The organism is Dictyobacter arantiisoli, from assembly GCF_008326305.1.
Classification (GTDB): Bacteria; Chloroflexota; Ktedonobacteria; order Ktedonobacterales; family Ktedonobacteraceae; genus Dictyobacter; species Dictyobacter arantiisoli.
Genome location: NZ_BIXY01000073.1, coordinates 1 through 17821, shown reverse-complemented (window position 1 = coordinate 17821; position 17821 = coordinate 1). Strand labels below are relative to the sequence as shown.

Sequence of the window (17821 nt, the reverse complement as noted above, 5' to 3'; positions counted from 1 at the left end):
GAAATATGTGAGGAATAGACACATGGATTTTCTCCTGAGCTGCATTTCAACCAGGCATTCGATGTTAAAAAACCATTGGGCTGAAAACAAACCAGCGCAATCTTCAGAATCAGAAACGCAGTGTCCTGTTACGACGTTAGGAAGTATGGAAAAGCCTAAAGAGGAGCAGGGAGGATTACTCTGCCTGCTCAACGATAGCGGTGAAATAAAAGCCAGCCATCCCCTTTCCATGCCCGCCGGTATCGTTTCGACAGATACTGGCTTCCTGGTCGCTACTAATTCAGCGGTCCATCGCGTGGCGCGTGACTTATCGAGTATACAGCCAGAAACAATCAGCTTTCCATCCTTTAGTTTATTGCACTCGCTCTCGCGTAGCAAGCGTGGCTATCTTATCGCCAGCACGGGATTGGATGTGATTGTAGAATTCTCGCCCGAAGGTGAGTTGATCTGGCAATGGTGGGCCATCGACCACGGTTTTGAAAAGACACCAACCGGCGAAACGCGTTATATCGATAAAACAGAAGATTTTCGTGGCGTCAAATTTGGTACTCTCACGCAGACCACCCATGTCAACTCGGTGGCTGAACTGCCCGATGGAACCATCCTCGCTACCCTCTTCCACCAGGGCAGCGTCATCGCCATCAACCGTGAGAGCGGCAACTGGCAAACCGTCCTCGATGGCCTGAATCATCCCCACTCGGTCCGCATTCTCAACGAGCAATATATCACCATCGCCGACACAGGACACGGCCAGGGACTACTTATCAACATCACAGGACTCAAGGGCAAGATCGAAGCGCGTGTTAACGCCGACACCGACTGGCTCCAGGACTGCTCATACAGCGTCCAACACGACCTGTGGACACTGGTAGATGGCAAAAAGACACGGCTTATCTTCCGCGCGGGACCCGCTGGCGAGAAAGCCCACAACATCCTCAATCTCGATCCCGAATGGCGTCTCTACGAGGCACTCCCCCTCTAAGAGTGTGTCAGCCTCCCATGGTCTCCACAGTCCCTGTGCATGAGTTTTCGCACCTGCGGTGCTCAAACAGCTTTTTAGTATGTAGTGCAGGAAAGGTGCACAGCACCTTTCCTGCACTACATACTAAAAAGGGCGCAGGCGCGCACGCGCCTGCCAGCAGGTGAGCAGCAAGATCCCGCTGGTATTGGGAGGCTGACACACTCTAAAACAGCACATATGGAAGGTAAAAGGAAGAGCGCATGATCACACAAAGGAAACCTTTCTGCAAGCCCCGGTTTTAAAACCCGAGTTCATGACACGCTAATAGGCTTCATTCACCTCTGTACTGATATGTATACCCTGTACAACCACTACAAGTGAGTGAGATAATGAATGATGCATAGTAACATATGCATCATTCATTATCTCACTCTTTATGAACGCTGAATAGAACTAGAAAGAATTTTCTCTTATGACATTACAGATCATTCAAGTGGGTCTGGGCGGTTGGGGAAAAGATTGGGCACGTGACGTCGTTGCAAAGAATAAGGATGTTGAAACCACAGCCTGGGTTGAAATTGATGCAGCTACTTTGCAGGAAGCACAGCAACGCCTCAAATTGCCAGTCGAACGATGCTTTACCAGTCTGGATGAGGCTTTAACAACCGTTTCTGCTGACGCCGTATTAGTGACAGCCAGCCTTCCCGGTCATGTACCCAGCGCACGGACCGCATTACAGGCTGGCAAACATGTGTTGATGGAGAAGCCTTTTGCCCCCACGGTGGCTGAGGCGCACGAACTGGTGGAACTGGCAGCTCGGCAAGAATGCTTACTCATGATCAGTCAGAATTACCGTTTCTTTCCTGCGCCCCGCGCCGTCGCCAGATTAATCCAGCAACAAGCCATTGGGCGTGTTGGCAATGTCAATATCGATTTCCGACGCTATGACAATCTTGCCCCCGTCGAGACCCATCGGCACTATCATATCTGGGAACCACTGCTGGTTGATATGTCCATCCATCATTTCGATCTGATGCGACTGGTGATTGGACAGGAACCGGTACAGGTCTTCTGCAAAACCTGGAACGCTCCCTGGAGCAAGTATGATGAACCAGCCGAAGGCGCAATGACCATTACCTTCGATGGAGGGGCCGTCGTCAATTATCGTGGCAGTTGGGTCAGTACCGGTCCCCAGACTAACTGGGCTGGCGAATGGCATGTTGAGGGTGAAAAAGGAGAGCTAGTCTGGACCAGTCGTGGCGAAACCCAGGAAACCGCCTCTATCCAACTGCTCGGTGAAGAGAAGCCTACGCCAATCGATATTCTCGAAATCGGTCCTCTGGATCGAGCAGGCAGTCTGGCAGCATTTGTCCATGCGATCCAGACCAATACCAACCCCGAAACATCGGGAGAAGCCAACCTCAAGACTCTGGCCCTGATGTTCGCCGCCGTCGAATCTGCTCGCACCGGCCTGCCTGTCAACATCGCTTAACCGACTAACCAACCACCGTTCATAAAACCTCGTGGCCCTCATTATTATGATAGAGCCCACGGGGTTTTATGAATTTAGATATTGAAATTTTATATTTAACCCCAACCAAAGAAAAAACACCAGAAACCGTAGGCGCGGCACGAAGCACAGCGCAGGTCCGTGCTCCGCGACTCGTACAACCAACGCGCTCATCGCAAAACATCCCCCCGTGCTCCATGACGCGTACGACAATCTTGCCCCGCCGCAAAACATCCCCCGTGCACCATCAAGGGCTTGCAGCGTATGCCCAATGGTGTAATATTAGGATCAATTCCAACGCTAGAAAGTAGATGCAAGAGATGAAAAAGAAGACGACGGGCCCTCGTGTCGTTCAGATATATTCGGAGAATAATGATTTTCAATATGCCGAGACGCTGAAGCGGAAGCGTGAGAAACGGCTTCGGGAACGGACATTTTTTGTTGAAGGTGTACGCCCGATCAACCAGGCACTGCACTATAACTGGCATATTCGCGCGTTTCTGTATGCACGCGACAAGCCGCTCTCGGACTGGGCCACAAATATCCTGCGCAACTCCCAGGCGGACATTCACTATGAGCTACCCTATACTTTACAGGAAAAGCTTAGCAATAAGGCGGAGGCCTCAGAATTGATCGCTCTGGTTGCGATGCCGGATGATGATCTGGGCCGTATCCTGGTGAAAGAGGATTTTCGCGCCGTTATCTTCGACCGTCCCGCGAGTCCCGGCAATCTGGGCACTATTATCCGTTCCTGCGATGCCCTGGGCGTCGATGCGATGATCATTACCGGTCATAGCGTTGACCTCTACGATCCCGAGACAATTAGCGCCACTACTGGCTCGTTTTTCTCGCTCCCAATCATCCGTCTGCTTTCACAAAAAGAATTGATGCCCTGGATTGCAGCCGTGAAACAGCAACTGGGCAATGTGTGTATTGTAGGGAGCGATGAAAAGGGGGATTATGAGCTGACTGAGCATGATTTTACCCGACCGACGCTGCTGGTCGTCGGCAACGAGACCTGGGGTATGAGCGCCGCCTATCGAGAACTTTGTGATACTATCGTCAGCATTCCGATGGCGGGTTCTGCCTCCTCGCTCAACGTCGCCAATGCCACTTCTATCCTGCTCTATGAGATTGACCGCCAGCGCCGCGCCAGACGCCAGCAATAACTTCATCTCAAAAACAAGCCCTGGTTCGGCGCTTACTGCTAGAGTAGAGAGAAGCACTAAACCAGGGTCTGGTCAGCCATCTTATCCATCAAGTGAATGATCGATGGTGGTGCGACCATTTTCGTTGCCGCGCAAGATGATAATATTTTTACGCATCAGGTTGCCATTCTTGTCAAAGCTAATCTTACCACTCACGCCGTTCACCTGAATGGTATGTAAGATCCGTGCCAGATTCTGGGAATTCAACGCCTGCGCATCCTGTCCCTGTAAGCGCTCGCTGGCCTGGATCAGGACATTGGTGGCATCATAGCCAAGTATGATGTCGGCATCGGTGGCGTTATAGCCATAGAAACCGGCGCGATATTGTCCCAATGGATCAAAGTCTTTGGCGTAGTCGGCAAAAAATTGTGGATGCTGTTGCTTCGCCTCTTCCGGTGAGGCAAAGGCAGTAAAGCGAAAGCGACCATAATTTTTAAAGGCGTCGAGTGAATAATCTCCTTGCACATAAAGTGCATCGCCACCGAGCACGAGCAGACATTGCGGACTATCAGCCGCACAGGCAGGCAAATGCTTGAGTACGACGCTGGCCTCATTGACATAACCGGCGAAGTAGATCAAATCAGGATGATGGCTTAAGACATCACCCATCTGACTCTCGACGGTGCTGGGCACCCCAATAGTATAGATATAAGGTGCATGCACAAGCTTATGTGTACTGTCTTGATAGTGCTGCATAAATGCCTGTGCCAGACTATTGCTATAGGTATCGTCGGGATCGGTAAAGAGGGCAACGCTCCTGGCATGCAGTACCTGCCTGGCATATTGAGCTGCCAGCGTGGCCTGTTGGGTATCAGTCGAGGCGACCCGGAAAAAGTAGGGCGATTTACCACTCAAGCTATCACTGGAAGCCGTGGCTGAGACCATTGGAATGTGTGCCGCGCTCAACACTTGCAATGCGGATAACGCACTACGGCTGGTTGACCAGCCCATCACGCCGACAATGGTTGGATCTTTCTGTGCGGCCTGAACTATTTGAGTGGCCGTCGTTGTTGGACTCAACGAATCCACATCGGCAGCCGCGATCATGAGACGTAGCAGTTTACCACCTGACTTCATGGCCCGGGCATTATATTCTTGCTGCGCGACATATGCCCCTTGCAGGACATCGCGAGCGCCACCAATATGTTGCTGTGAAAAGATTGTACCTACTACCAGCGTAAAGTAGGAGCTGGCTGAATCTTTCACCACCAGATTCTCGCGATAAATCAAAAGTTCAGCATCATTACTATCCAGCGTCAGAGCCTGTCGCCACAGTTCCTGTGCTCCATTCACATCCCCGGCCAACATCTTACTGGCCGCCTCGCGTTTCAGATCCCCATCCTGCCGACTGGTATCAAATACCTTACTACCATCCACGCTAATACCCACTGGAGCACCAGTTGGATCTGTTCCACCGCTCACAGTATGAGGCTGGAACAGAGGTGTGAGCCAGCCCAAAGCAATCACACCAATCGCCAGCATCAGGCAGAGCGCAACACTCCAGATCCATGTATTGCGTCGCGTTGTAGCGCGTGAGCGACGGCGCTGGGAACGCAACGCTCTGGGCTCTGGCACATCTATCTGGACGCTCGGTAAAGGTAGGGACAATTCACGCCAGGCCAATACATTCTGTTTTTCAGATGTTTGTTGCCAGCACTGCTGGGTTGCATTGCGCACCGGTTCCTGCTGCTTACGCGAACCCAGCACAAGTAACGTTATTGCCAGAGCACCCAGGGCAATACCAACCGAAACCAGGCGACTATCTACCAATTCTGTCTCAAACAGTATCCCACCCAGCAATAGCAATACAAGCAACACTAAACCAGTCCCCTGCAACCACCATGCGGAAACAAGGCGCAGTGGAGGACCTTGCCAGCGCAGACTAGCGCTCACACGCTCCCATAGCTGATGCATACGTCTCCGAGAGCGCAGACCAGCGGGCAAAGATGGTGCATTAGCCGCCACCGGCATATGTTCCGAGAGCATAAAACTATAAAAATAGCTATCCACCACACGATATTGCTTCACGATATCCTGGCAACGCTCGCAAGACTGCATATGAAATTCAAATGCCTCGCGCTCATCCGGAGAGAAGTGCTCTACACGTGTCACCTCAAGCTTTTCAGCCCAACGCTCGCACAGAACGTGCATCAACACATCCTCCATTGGATCATGCTCTGCATCGTTTTGACTTGACATCGTTCACGTCCTCCTCTGAAGCATACAGCCCGTCTCGCAATGTCATACGAGCCTTACTGATATAGACTTTGACCGTATCAGCCCCCAACTGTAAACGCGCCGAAATCTCTAGCATTGTAAGATTTTCCATATAGAACAAATATAAACATTCGCGTTGCCTGGGAGGCATTGCATTCCACATCTCGCGAATATGCATCTCTGCCAGCACAAGACTTTCCACCGGGGGGGAGCTATCGGCCAGATCGAATTCAGGATCAAGTGGGGTCGGATCTTTCCGACGTTTCAACTTCCGTACGTGATCAAAACCCACATTTCTGGCAATGGTATACAGCCAACTTTCAAAGACCAGGCAATTCTGTAACGTAGGTAACTTGCGCCAGGCCTTTTCAAATGTATCCTGAACCAACTCTTCAGCCATCTCAACGCTCACGTGGAGATCTCTCAGAAAAAAGTGGCAGATCTTACGATAAAACAAATAAAACAAGCGATCAGCCGCCTGCTGGTTTCCAGCACGCGCCTCGCGCACCAACCACTCCACAGAAATATCATCAGGAAGATGCGGATACATGAGCCGGACTCCCTTCATACTCCATCATACCCAGAGATGATTCATAGACACAAATTCGCATCAACACGCTATCTCTTACCAATCATCAAAACATTCTTAATAAAAAGAGGTATCATTGTCTTAAGACGCATCTCCCCCCTGACCGTCAACAACAAATCCTACCAATTTCCACTCAACTTCATAATTCTCCTCAAATACACCATCACTATTCCCTCAAACCGCTCTTTGTTGCCATCCGATAACATCCTTTGCTTCTGAAAATAGCAATATTTACATATCAATAGTAAATATTTTGCAAGCAATTGAAAAAATTCGCCATTTTTGGGTTGATTTTTCAAGAAGTCTGTGGTATTCTTCTCACATCATCAAAAAAACGTCAATCAGACAGCAAATATTACCATAAATTGGCAAATAAATTACAAAGTATTACGTTTCAATCCAGTTCAGGTCAGGAAGACAGGAAGACAGGAAGGATAGCAGCCATGAATACGCCATCAATCTTACTCACAACGCAGGGAACGCAACGCGCTGAAGATATACGTCAGGAGTGCGAGCAACTACACATCGCCCAGAACTTTATCCAACCAACGCTCGGTAGGCGCATTGTACATCAACTGGGTCATGCCCTGGTTGTAGTGGGTTCGCATCTAGAACGAAGGGAAGAACCCAAAACGACTCCCTATCAACTTACCGGTAACAGAACCGGACAACTACACGCATAATAAGCTCATTATCAATTGTACAAAAAGTAGGAGATAGAAGTATGTATCCATTGATTACACGCGATCCCGTCAGCGGTGAAGAATTGATCGTTACCCGTCTGGAATGTCCTGCCAGCGGCATTACTATCGAGGGTGAATTTAGTCTGGGCTGGATCGGGCGTCTTACCCGCGAACAGCTCGATTTTGTAGAACAGCTTGTGAAATATCGTGGCAATATCCAGAAATTAGCGGCGGAACGCAATATCGCCTACAATACGGCCCGCAGCCGCCTTGATGATATTGTGACGGCCCTGGGTGGTACACCTGAGTACGATGGACGTGTGGATCGGCGGGCAATACTGGATAAACTGGCGGCTAAAGAAATTAGTGTGGAAGATGCCATGAAACAACTGAAAGGTTAACCCCGTGGCGTTAACAAAAGATGAACGCGACCGTATCCTGACGCTGGTTGAGGCCAGACGGATCAGCGCGCTCGAGGCAACTCAACTCTTCGATGCCCTGGATGTGGAACCGATCAAAATAGTGGAACCGCTACGCGAACGGACCTTACGCATCCGCGCCACCAGCCTCAATGATGGCCGTCAGAAGAAACACATCATTGCCAGTATGCCGGTTCAATTGCTCAAGCTCAGCGCCCGCCTGGGTGGCTATCTCTTACCGCAACTCGATGCAGGGGCGATGTCTGACATCTTACGCTCAATCGAGGAGGGCGCCACCGGTCGTCTGCTGGATATACAGGATATGGAACAGGGTGAACGCCTGGAAGTTTTTGTTGAATAATTCCTATACACTAATGATTAAAAGGAGTAAAAAAAATGACACAAACATTTGATGCCAGGGGAATAAGCCGCATTCTTATCAATGATATCAGTGGCGCAGTCGTAGTACGGGGTTGGGATCAACCAATCATTCAAATCAGTCACGATCACGCACCCGAAACAGTAGAACAACGAGACGAAACATTGTTGATTGAGGATGGTGATGATGACATTTCACTGATGGTTCCTTATGCCATCAATATCAGCATCACAGAGGCGGATGATGTTCATGTCGAGCATATCCAGGGCACCGTAAGCGTAGAGCGTATCAATGGAGATCTCTCCGTTAAAAATGTCACCACGCTACAGACAGCAGGCAAAATTGCTGGAGATGCCTCAATCAGTGAAGTCGTGCGCCTCGATTTACAACGGGTAGAGAAGGATCTCACGCTCCAGAATAGCGAGCAGGCAACCATCGGAAGTGTGGGAAAAGATTTTCACGCTCAGGACTTCAATGTCCTGCAATGCACAAATATTGGTGGCGATTGCTCGATCAAAGGACAGCGTGAAAGCCGCGTCACCCTGAGTAACGTTGGCAAAGATCTTACGGTCCAGGATGTCAGCCAGTTAAAAGCTGAAAAAGTGGGCAAAGATGCAAGTATTCGCGATATTCAGGGCGATGTTGAGATCAGAATGGTGGGCAAAGATCTGGTCCTGAGAGAGCTCGGAGGTGCCCTCAAGGTTCATTTCGTAGGAAATGATGCCTCGCTGCAGGCTATCCATGGCTCGATTGATGCCGGTAATATCGGCCACGATCTACAGCTCCAGGCAGATTTTACCACTGCCAGTGTCTCGCATCTACGCGTCGGTCACGATGCCAGTATCATACTTGATCCTGCCGCTAATCTGACAATCCAGGCAGTGGTAAGTGGAGCGATCAGTGGTCGTGCCATCGTCACCAATCAGAAAGGAAACCGCGTCACCCTCGTCTATGGCGAAGGCGCGGCAAAATTAGATCTCCTCGTCGGCAAAGATCTACACCTGGGAGGTCAACAAGATCCACGCAGTAGCAATAGCACAGGTGGCAACTGGTGGTCAGATTTCGCCCACGATATTGCCGACTTTGGCCGTGAAATGGGAAATCTGGGACGTGATCTGGGTGCGGATTTTGCCTCCGCCTCTGGTGATTTCGAACATTTAGACCATCCCTATAATCTGAATGACCTGGATGATCTAGATAACCTGGATCTCGATGCACGCCACTCCCATCGAAACAGGGATGCCAGACGACGGCAGGAAGACCAGGAGAAACTACAGAAAGCCCGGGAAAAGCTGGCAGGCATCAATATTCGTCTGAACGAGCGTGAATGGCGCATGGACTCCGAGCGTATCAATCACATCATTGAAGAGGCGCAGCGTGCAACTACCGAAGGCATTCAGGGGGCCCGCGAAGCGATTGAGCAGGCATTCAGCAACCTGCACATTACACATCCAACCTATACACCAACACCGCCCACACCACCAATGCCGCCCACACCGCCCCAGACTCCTGCATACCCAGCCGCAGATACGGCTCAGGATGTTTATTCACAGGCCAACCTGGAGCGCGTCCAACCCGAAGTACCATTGTCAGCCCAGAATGAGACAGCAACAACCGTAGAAAAAACAAATTCCGCACCAGTTCAAATTGAGCAGGAACGCGAAGCTATCCTGCGCATGATCGCGACAGGACGCCTGACGCCTGAAGAGGGAGATATGCTTCTCGAAGCGCTCGGAAACTAGCTCTCAGGCCAGTTGGCAAGATGGTAAGGGCTATCCGCACAAGATAGCCCTTACCATCTTATTTTTTCTATGGCATGTAACTACTCCTATATAATATACTACTGTATAGTAGAGATAGAAGGCCGTTATTCTTCGACTAATATGATTATGCATTGTCACTGGATTGTTGCGTGATCCGTGTAATAAGAAAGATGCAACCACTTGCCATTGACATAGGCGAAAGGAATTTTTATGCATACACGTCAATTTGGGAAAACAGATATGCAGATTACCCCCATCGGCATCGGCGCCTGGGCCATAGGTGGCGGAAATTGGGAGTTCGGCTGGGGGAGTCAGGATGATACAAAGTCAATCGCGACCATCAAACGTGGCCTAGAACTAGGCATCAACTGGATTGATACCGCAGCAGTCTATGGGCTTGGTCATTCGGAAAAAATCGTAGGCGAGGCTATCAAAGGACGCGAGAAACCATATATCTTCACCAAATGCTCCCTGGTCTGGGGAGAGGATCGCAAGGTCAGTAATAAGCTGAAGGCCGACTCGATCAAACGCGAATGTGAAGCCAGCTTAAAGCGCCTGAATATTGAGACTATTGATCTCTATCAGATCCACTGGCCCAATCCTGATGCGGATATCGAAGAAGGCTGGAGCACGCTGGACGAGCTGAAAAAAGAAGGCAAAGTCCGCCACATCGGCGTCTCTAATTTCAATGTCGCCCAATTGAAGCGGGCCGAGAAAATCGCCCCCGTTGAGACATTACAACCACCCTACTCGCTGGTCCATCCAGATGCAGAGACAGAGATTCTGCCGTACTGCGAGGAGAACAATATCGGCGTAATCGTCTACTCCCCGATGGCCTCTGGCCTGCTGACGGGAACGATGACCAAAGACCGTATCAAAAACATGCCCGACGACGATTGGCGCAAGAACGACACTGAATATCAGGGTGATCGTCTTGAGCGCAACCTGCAATTGCAACAATTGCTCTCAGATATCGCCTTCCCGCACAACGTCACCGCAGGCGTTGTAGCGGTTGCCTGGACGCTGCAAAACACAGCCGTCACTGCCGCTATCGTCGGCTCCCGCAGCAACGAACAGATCGAAGACATGATCATGGCCGCCGAGTTCCGCCTGACCGACTTCGAACTCGAACAGATCAACAACTTTGTTGCCAAACATCCTTAATCCATGAGGTGTGAGAACAAATCTTTTACCTCCAAGCCGGAAGCGGGCACAGCCTGCTTCCATTTTTGTTTTCCACAGATGCCCTCAAGGACACCTTTCTCAATGAGAAGAACAGACCTCAATAACTCGTAACCTGGCTCGCCGCTGCACGTAGATAGAGTGAAAAGAAAACATATCTGTTTGTTACTCAGGCTTTTTTCTTGTATGCAGAAGTGGTAGGAGAGAAATTTTGGCCCGCTGTCTCAATCCGCGTGCGACGCATGATAATGTTCAGGGTGCTATAAGTTGCCGGCAGTGCGATTTTCTGGTGCAGGGAGCGCATATTGGCGAGTATGAGGTGATCGATTTTATCGGGGCTGGTAGCTATGGTTATGTCTATAAAATACGCGAACCACAGCCGCTCAGTCGTATTCTGGCGCTCAAGGTCTTGCGGATGGATCAGTCCAGTGCCAAAGCGCAGGCCAGTTTCTTTCAAGAAGCACGTCGCATCGCTACCATGCGCCATCCCAATATTTTGCCGATCTATAACTTTGGACAAATTACTGGCACGCAACAGCCGTATCTTGTGATGGAATATGCTCCGCGTACGATCAATCATTTATTTCGACAGCCCAATGGCACACGCCGTCTGGCATACGCGGAAGAACTGATCCCCTATATCGAACAGACCGCCAGTGCCTTAAAATATGTTCATGACAATGGCCTGGTTCATCAGGATGTGAAACCTGGCAATCTGCTCATTGGTCACAATGGACAGGTGCTGCTGGCGGATTTCGGTACCGCCTACTATCTCGGTATGCAAACACATGCCTCCCTCGGTGAGATTACTGGCACAGCGGCTTATATGCCAGCGGAACAGTGGCGCGCCGCTCCCAGACGCGACTCGGATCAGTATGCCCTCGCGATCTGTTGCTATGAGCTTTTGAGTGGACGCCCTCCCTTTGTCTATCCTAAACTAGAAGATATGTGGAACGCGCATATGAAAGAGCCTCCACCCGAGCCACAGCGCTGGAATGCCCGTGTACCGGTCGAGGTCTCCGCCGTACTCAGACGTGCGCTCTCCAAGGACTATCGCCAACGCTATCCCGGTATCATGGAGTTCGCGGAAGAATATAGCCAGGCGGTAAAGATTGCACAGCAGCGCTATCTGTGTCAGACCTGTGGACAGCAAAATCGTACTGGAGCACGACGCTGCTCATTCTGTGGCGCGGAACACGACAATCGCTATTGCCAATATTGCGAGATACCAATTCGCTTTGGACAACGCTGCTGCTCCAACTGCGGACGGCTGACCCTCTCACCCGACATTCCCCAGAGCAGCCCATTGATTGGGATCACTGTGAGGCAGGGACGCTATAGTATCCAGCGTATCCTTAAGCAGAGCGAAGAAACGGGTATCGTGACCGCCGTTGCCCAGAATACCCACGATGGCACTCAGGTTGTCTTAAAACGCTGGGAATGTACCGATCAACCCTTATCTCAGCGTGCCCGCGATATCGCTTATTACGATCAGGCGACCGAGGCCCAGGTCCAACTGCATCATCCATTACTGCCACAGGTACGCGAACGTTTCGTCGAGGGACGTTATTATTACGCGGTACTCAACTACATTGACGGCGAGAGTCTGGAAGAACGTATGGCGAAACTCCTGCATCCACTCCCAGAACGTGAAGTCGTTGGTTACCTCAACAATCTACTCAATATTTTGATCACACTGGAGCGTCAGCAGCCACCACTGCGCCATTACGCAATCTCGCCCGCCGATATTTTGATCGAGCAGAAGCGTGGTCGTGTCTTTCTCACTGGCTTTCAAGTTCCCCCTCCGCCACCAGCCAGCGAGCACACCGGACAAAAACGTGGGCGTCGGACGACGCGCAAACTCGCCATCTCACCCTATCTGCCAATTCAGGATAAGATATACGATCAACGCACCGCCATCTATGCCCTGGCCGCCAGTATGCATCATACGCTCAGCAATATCGCGCCACCGCACTATCCTACCTATCCACCCATACGGCTTCTCAATTCAGCGGTATCGCCTGCACTTGAGCGCATTTTGACCCGCGCCTTAAGCGAAGATATCTATGTGCGCTATCGCAGCTACGCGGAAATGAAACAGGATGTCCAACGCTTACTCTAACAATCTAACAAGCAAATAGAGAAACAAAGCTCAACGAGAAAGGGATACAGGCATAGTCGAGGTGCAGAAAATATGTTACACTGACTTAAACATAATTTGAGAGGCGAAGATGAATAAGCTTGCTCCAGACGAAGAGGAAAAGCTCATCGCCCGTAGCCAGCATGGAGATGTCGAAGCATTCAATCTACTCATTGAGCAATACCAACATGTTATGTATAGTACCGTCTTGCGCTTGCTCGGTGATTCTGATACAGCAGCAGATGTGACACAGGAAGCTTTTATCTCTGCCTTCAGAGCGATTCGGACCTATCGTGGAAGTGCTTCGTTTCGCGCCTGGCTGCTGCGTATTGGCTCAAACCTGGCGTGTGACCATTGGCGACGGGTCCAGCGCCACCCTACCACCTCGCTCGATGCACTCGCGAACGAGGATGAGCTTCATGCTGCCAGTCAATTGGAAATGCTTGCTATCATTGGACCGGAAAGCAATCCAGAAGAAAATATCTTGCTAAAGGAACTGCAAGCAGTTATTCAACAAGGGCTGGTGCTGCTCCCACTGGAGCAACGCACCGCGCTGGTACTGTGCGACATTCAAGGCTTATCATATGAAGAGGCAGCCCAGGTGATGCATACCAATCTCGGTACGATACGCTCGCGTATTTCACGCGGGCGGGCCCGCCTGCGAACCTATTTACAAACACACAGGGAACTTTTACCGCGCAATTATCGTCACACCAATAGCACTGATGTCTCTGATCGTTAATACATATGGAGTGTACGTGTGTCTCAAATTAATCGGCATCTCACAACAGAACAACTCTCAACATTGCTCGACAACAAACTATACGAAATCCCAACCGATGAACCGCTGGATGCCATCCAGTATCATCTGGATTGCTGTGAGCAGTGCCAACAAGTCTATGCCGATTTGCGCCAGACGGTCAATCTTCTGCACACCCTGCCGCAACCAGTCCTGCCACGCTCGTTTGCGCTTCCCTCCGATTTCTCGCTCACGCAAATGGATGCAGAAGAAGAGTTCGAGCTATCAAATGGTTTTGAGGATGAGGATGTGCTGAGCGTGCCACCAATTTCCCTGGAACAGACACGTCAAAGCCAGCGAAATCGTCCAGTCAGGACAGCTACCTTGCCTTCATCCCTGCGTAGCACCATGCGTATCATCAGTGCTCTGGCTGCCATGATCGGCATCTGTCTGGCACTGTCAGGATTACTCGGCCATATGGGTATGAGCGCAGCCACATCTACATCATCAGGTGCGGCGGCCAACGCACCCGCTAATGCACATATGGGAAAAAACGAAAAACCGCTCACGCCAGAAACGGCCGGTACCAGTATCAAAAAGCATCCCAATGCGTCGGCAGTAGGCAGGACAACCCCAACCCCAACAGCGGTATCGTCAGTGCAGTCCGCTCCATATGACAACCATGAGATCTCAAGTTCGCCACAGATCCTTCCTAACATCCTGTTTTTTGATCTGAATACCCCTGCCGGGCGACTTGGTCTGGGTATTTTACTTGCCATCTTCGGCAGTATGGGCTTTACACTCTTCAAACAGCGCTATCGATCGCAAACATCCTCCAGGAAATAATGCTCAATAGTACCAGACAAAGAAGGCATCCTTTATGGTAAGGATGCCTTCCTTGTTACGCGGACAAGGCTGAATCCCGGTAAAATATTCATGCTGTCGAAAAAAGCAGTTTATGTTATAGTCTGAATAAGGACTTAATTGGATATGCTGAAATGGAAGATGCATCCAGTTCCAGCGGGCATCTATATATTCAATATCATAGACAAAATCTCCTATTCAGGAAACGAGACGTATTGTGAACACAACGTTATTGCTGCTACCTCCCTTGATCAATGTAGTGGTCACGGGAATATTCGCCTTTGTCATCTTGCGACAATATATCAGTCGTCGACGTAGCTATCAACTCTACTGGTCGGTCGCGCTATGCATGGCCTTTATCGCCACACTGGCCTATATGGGTATGCTCATCGTTGGGCCAACTACCCTGCCAGGCACCTATCTCTTTCGTCTCTACTATGCATTTGGCGGTACGATCATGCCGTCCTGGCTCGGTCTGGGCAGTATTGGCCTGGTGAGCAGGCCACGCTTCACACGGATTTGCGCTGGCTTCTTGCTACTACTCAGTTTTATTTCCGCCATTTTTGTGCTGGATGCTACGATTGATATGCCCAGGCTCAGCCAGATTGCCGGGACACCTGGTACAGGTACACTCCAATTGGGCCCCTGGCTGATTATGACGATTGTCCTCAATACACTTGGATTGGTTGCAGTAGCCGGAGTGGCACTCTTTTCCGGCTGGAAACTCTTACGCAAACAGGCCAGTATGGGGGGCATAAAAACCAGTCGGATTGTGTGGGCTAATCTATGTATCTTCGCCGGGGCTATTTTAAATGGTGTCGCTGGCACGCTGGCACGCTTCCTGGGGGCCGACAACGTCTTCTGGCTGATTATGGCACTCGGCTGGATCATCCTGTTTATCGGCGTGCTCCTCGCCAGCCACCGCTCACGCCCTACACCCACGACTCTCACACCTCAAGCTACGATCCCTGATACGCTCAAAGTCTAACTTGTTCTCAAGCAGAAGCAGAAGCAGAAGAAAAGTGACAAAAAAAAGGGCGACTCTTTGAGGAGTCGCCCAAAGAGTCGCCCTTCAGTAAGGAGGAAACGCGCGGTACACGCAGTACCCAACAGGCCGAAGGTTGTCTACATTGCTCGGGAATGGTGTTTTTTACCGCCTATAGCTCGCTTAGCTACCCGACTGTAGCTCACCCAGCGTGACGGAGAACGTCATTTGCTGATTGCCACGATATATTTTCACTGTGACTTTATCGCCTGGATTCTTCGAGATCAACGCATCCTGCAGATTTGAAATGGCGTCAATATTGGCATTGTCAATCTGAACAATCACATCACCCGCCTTGATACCTGCCTTCTCGGCAGCACCACCAGCGACCAGTTGGGTAATCAGTACACCATGATCAACAGCGAGACCAGCCTGCGCCTGCATAGCTGCATCTACACTGGTCGGACTGATGCCAATGGCGGCACGACCGGTATGCTCAACCTTGCCCGTTGCGATCAACTGCTGGGCAATAAACTTCACACGATTAGATGGGATTGCGAATCCAACACCATTCGCCGGGGAATTGAACTCTGGATCAACCGCAGTCAGGGTTGGCACACCAACCAGATTCCCTTGCAGGTCTACCAGCGCGCCACCACTGTTACCAGGATTAATCGGCGCGTCGGTCTGGATTGCACCAGGAATAGTTGCACCATTTTGTTCGCTGACATTTCGTCCCAGAGCACTGACAATACCATTGGTCACGGTCTGAGTATTGCCCAGAGGATTACCAATCGCCAGTACATCCTGTCCTACGCGCAAGTCCGAAGAATTACCCACAGGCACCACCGTCATGTTCGCAGTGGGATTAATCTTGATTAATGCCAGATCATCAGCTGGATCAATGCCGACCACGGGAGCATTCTTGACTGTTGTCCCATCGGCCAGGGTGACAGTGCTAACTGTTTGAGATCCAGAAACGACGTGGTTATTTGTCACAATATAGCCGCGATTATCTATGATCACCCCGGAACCAAGTGCGGTACCATTTTGTGAATTGACGGTGATCAACACCACACCCGGTCGCGTCTTGGCTACCACAGCCTCACGCACCGTCTCGACGTTGTTGGCAGATAAAGAAGGGATCGTCACTTTCGAGTTTGAACCCGCCTGTAATGTACTCGTCTGGGCTGCGGGAAGCACACCGGCTGTATTGTTCTGTCCAAACTGCCAGCCAGCAAAAATGCCAACCCCAAAGACTAATACAATTACCAGCGTTAGCAGGAGAAGCGCACCAGCCCTCAAGCCGCCGCGTTTCACAGGAGGATTGGAACCCGTGGGTGGCACATTCCCAAAGCTACCGGGATATGTCCCATAAGATCCATGCGTCCCCGGTGTATTGTTATAACCATAGCCATGATTATACGTCTGGTTGGCGTTGCCTGTATCCTCCCGTGGAACGCTCCCATACTGCGGACGAGGAGCATCCTGATCCACCACTCTCCCATGATAAAGATCATTGGCCTGGGGAGGATAGGATGATGGCGGAATAGCTTGATAGCCTGCTTCTGGTGTGGCTTGATAGCTACCCGGTTCCATATACTCATGATAGCGATGCTCATTATCAGGCTCTTGCTTCGGCTGTGAAGCAGACTGAAAAGGTATTGTATTATCCTCGTTATGATTGCTTGTATTATCAGTATCTGAATTACTCATTCGATACCCTCCTATAATGAACCGTATGCCCCACTACGATCAACATCCCCGCACATACTCCAACTCCAAAAACGATATCTCTATTCAACCTGTACTCGCTCACGCGGAGATAGCAGGAAACCTTTCTTGTCTATACTGTATCTCATGTCCATGAAGAATGTTTGAGAGATTTGTAAAAAAAGTGTATAGAAAAAAGCCAGAGGATTTTTTCTTGCTCCTCATAGTATATGAAATTATTTCCAATCTGTCAGCTTTCTACCCAGGGCTTCCAGGGCTTTCCAATTCTCCTAGAGGAGGTGAAAAAAAAGAGATTTCCTTGTAGAATACAAAAAACTTCAAAACCACAAAGGAAATCTCATATGGATTATACTACCTTGACGCTCAAGAGAGCATCCGTGACGAATGAAGAAAGCCTTTCGTTGCTCTCACTGTACGAAGCACTTCAGGCCCTCCCAGACCCACGACG

At 50.4% G+C, this 17821-nt stretch carries 15 protein-coding genes; 12 read left to right on the top strand and 3 right to left on the bottom strand.

Annotated elements, in window-relative coordinates:
• Positions 1-145 precede the first annotated feature (145 nt).
• From F1593_RS20310 to F1593_RS20300, 3 genes are all read left to right on the top strand, one after another.
• Complete coding sequence (locus F1593_RS20310) at positions 146-982, top strand: hypothetical protein (protein ID WP_149403396.1); 837 nt, start codon at positions 146-148, stop codon at positions 980-982.
• A 451-nt stretch (positions 983-1433) separates the two neighbouring features.
• Complete coding sequence (locus tag F1593_RS20305) at positions 1434-2453, top strand: Gfo/Idh/MocA family protein (protein ID WP_149403395.1); 1020 nt, start codon at positions 1434-1436, stop codon at positions 2451-2453.
• Positions 2454-2791: 338 nt separating this feature from the next.
• Positions 2792-3640, top strand: coding sequence for an RNA methyltransferase (locus tag F1593_RS20300; protein WP_216368934.1), 849 nt, complete (start codon positions 2792-2794; stop codon positions 3638-3640).
• Between the two features lie 81 nt (positions 3641-3721).
• Here F1593_RS20300 and F1593_RS20295 read toward each other — a convergent pair whose 3' ends face one another.
• Entirely contained in the window at positions 3722-5878 is a 2157-nt protein-coding gene (locus F1593_RS20295) for an ABC transporter substrate-binding protein (RefSeq protein WP_149403393.1), read from the bottom strand.
• Positions 5850-6446, bottom strand: coding sequence for an RNA polymerase sigma factor (locus F1593_RS20290; protein WP_172632289.1), 597 nt, complete (start codon positions 6444-6446; stop codon positions 5850-5852). Before F1593_RS20290 ends, F1593_RS20295 begins: the two co-directional genes overlap by 29 nt.
• A 482-nt stretch (positions 6447-6928) precedes the next feature.
• On the opposite strand from F1593_RS20290, the gene F1593_RS20285 reads away from it, so the two are divergent.
• The 9 genes from F1593_RS20285 (at position 6929) to F1593_RS20245 (ending at position 15642) form a co-directional block, all read left to right on the top strand.
• Entirely contained in the window at positions 6929-7168 is a 240-nt protein-coding gene (locus F1593_RS20285; RefSeq protein WP_149403391.1) for a hypothetical protein, read from the top strand.
• Positions 7169-7209: 41 nt separating this feature from the next.
• On the top strand, positions 7210-7569 hold the full coding sequence (locus F1593_RS20280) for a DUF2089 domain-containing protein (protein ID WP_149403390.1): 360 nt from the start codon (positions 7210-7212) through the stop codon (positions 7567-7569).
• 4 nt (positions 7570-7573) lie between these two features.
• Positions 7574-7948, top strand: a complete 375-nt coding sequence (locus tag F1593_RS20275) for a hypothetical protein (RefSeq protein ID WP_149403389.1) — start codon at positions 7574-7576, stop codon at positions 7946-7948.
• 35 nt (positions 7949-7983) lie between these two features.
• Positions 7984-9708, top strand: coding sequence for a hypothetical protein (locus tag F1593_RS20270; RefSeq protein ID WP_149403388.1), 1725 nt, complete (start codon positions 7984-7986; stop codon positions 9706-9708).
• 231 nt (positions 9709-9939) lie between these two features.
• On the top strand, positions 9940-10893 hold the full coding sequence (locus tag F1593_RS20265; RefSeq protein ID WP_149403387.1) for an aldo/keto reductase: 954 nt from the start codon (positions 9940-9942) through the stop codon (positions 10891-10893).
• 229 nt (positions 10894-11122) lie between these two features.
• A complete protein-coding gene (locus tag F1593_RS20260; protein WP_172632288.1) occupies positions 11123-13033 on the top strand; it encodes a protein kinase domain-containing protein in 1911 nt (636 codons plus the stop codon).
• A 109-nt stretch (positions 13034-13142) separates the two neighbouring features.
• Positions 13143-13793, top strand: coding sequence for a sigma-70 family RNA polymerase sigma factor (locus F1593_RS20255; protein WP_149403385.1), 651 nt, complete (start codon positions 13143-13145; stop codon positions 13791-13793).
• Positions 13794-13811: 18 nt separating this feature from the next.
• On the top strand, positions 13812-14636 hold the full coding sequence (locus F1593_RS20250; protein WP_149403384.1) for an anti-sigma factor family protein: 825 nt from the start codon (positions 13812-13814) through the stop codon (positions 14634-14636).
• Between the two features lie 235 nt (positions 14637-14871).
• Positions 14872-15642 carry a hypothetical protein gene (locus tag F1593_RS20245; RefSeq protein WP_149403383.1) on the top strand — a complete coding sequence of 257 codons (771 nt, stop codon included), beginning with the start codon at positions 14872-14874 and terminating at the stop codon, positions 15640-15642.
• Positions 15643-15822: 180 nt separating this feature from the next.
• Here F1593_RS20245 and F1593_RS20240 read toward each other — a convergent pair whose 3' ends face one another.
• Positions 15823-17355: a S1C family serine protease gene (locus F1593_RS20240; protein ID WP_235932643.1), complete on the bottom strand. Its 1533-nt coding sequence runs from the start codon at positions 17353-17355 to the stop codon at positions 15823-15825.
• Positions 17356-17821: the final 466 nt, after the last annotated feature.

Bases quoted from the DNA above. Each gene is read 5' to 3' on its own strand.
- F1593_RS20310 (WP_149403396.1), top strand. From the start codon at position 146: ATGGAAAAGCCTAAAGAGGAGCAGGGAGGATTACTCTGCCTGCTCAAC.
- F1593_RS20305 (WP_149403395.1), top strand. From the start codon at position 1,434: ATGACATTACAGATCATTCAAGTGGGTCTGGGCGGTTGGGGAAAAGAT.
- F1593_RS20300 (WP_216368934.1), top strand. From the start codon at position 2,792: ATGAAAAAGAAGACGACGGGCCCTCGTGTCGTTCAGATATATTCGGAG.
- F1593_RS20295 (WP_149403393.1), bottom strand. From the start codon at position 5,878: ATGTCAAGTCAAAACGATGCAGAGCATGATCCAATGGAGGATGTGTTG.
- F1593_RS20290 (WP_172632289.1), bottom strand. From the start codon at position 6,446: ATGTATCCGCATCTTCCTGATGATATTTCTGTGGAGTGGTTGGTGCGC.
- F1593_RS20285 (WP_149403391.1), top strand. From the start codon at position 6,929: ATGAATACGCCATCAATCTTACTCACAACGCAGGGAACGCAACGCGCT.
- F1593_RS20280 (WP_149403390.1), top strand. From the start codon at position 7,210: ATGTATCCATTGATTACACGCGATCCCGTCAGCGGTGAAGAATTGATC.
- F1593_RS20270 (WP_149403388.1), top strand. From the start codon at position 7,984: ATGACACAAACATTTGATGCCAGGGGAATAAGCCGCATTCTTATCAAT.
- F1593_RS20265 (WP_149403387.1), top strand. From the start codon at position 9,940: ATGCATACACGTCAATTTGGGAAAACAGATATGCAGATTACCCCCATC.
- F1593_RS20255 (WP_149403385.1), top strand. From the start codon at position 13,143: ATGAATAAGCTTGCTCCAGACGAAGAGGAAAAGCTCATCGCCCGTAGC.
- F1593_RS20240 (WP_235932643.1), bottom strand. From the start codon at position 17,355: ATGAGTAATTCAGATACTGATAATACAAGCAATCATAACGAGGATAAT.